Annotated in this window: 1 protein-coding gene; it reads right to left on the bottom strand. The window is 25.2% G+C overall.

All coding sequences use genetic code 11. From position 1 onward, the window contains the following. Positions 1-120: 120 nt before the first annotated feature. Positions 121-412, bottom strand: a 292-nt coding sequence (locus C9J34_RS22260) for a hypothetical protein (protein WP_202973695.1), incomplete at its 5' end; no start/stop codon positions are given.

The following is a 412-nucleotide window of genomic DNA, read 5'->3' as shown; positions in this document are numbered from 1 at the left end:
TTATTAAATTAGTACAATATATGCAGTGATCACTATAAAATACAGTTATTGTTTTATTCATCAATTTTACAGCTCCCTTTTTAAAAATTTTAAATATTCAGCTCTAAAGTAAAAGTAAATTTAGAGATTTAATTCATCGCAAACTAGCTTAGTGATATAATTAGTATTTTCTAAATTATTGCAAAATTTTTGAGTTCCAAGAGTAAATAATTTTTTTGATAAGTAAGATCCCAATATTTCACTAGCCCAAATAATAATAGGAAAGATAAGGGTTTCAACATTTAACACTTTTATTTCATCAGCATTCTCTGCGGCTACTTTATTTTTAAGCGCATTTATAATTTCAAGTGATAAACTATTTTCTTTTGAGTATTCTTGGTTAAATAGAATTTCCCCACCGTTTATATACTGT

The organism is Metasolibacillus meyeri (genome assembly GCF_003049505.1).
In the GTDB taxonomy this organism is placed as follows: Bacteria; Bacillota; Bacilli; order Bacillales_A; family Planococcaceae; genus Metasolibacillus; species Metasolibacillus meyeri.
This window is presented reverse-complemented; position numbering and strand designations above follow the sequence as displayed.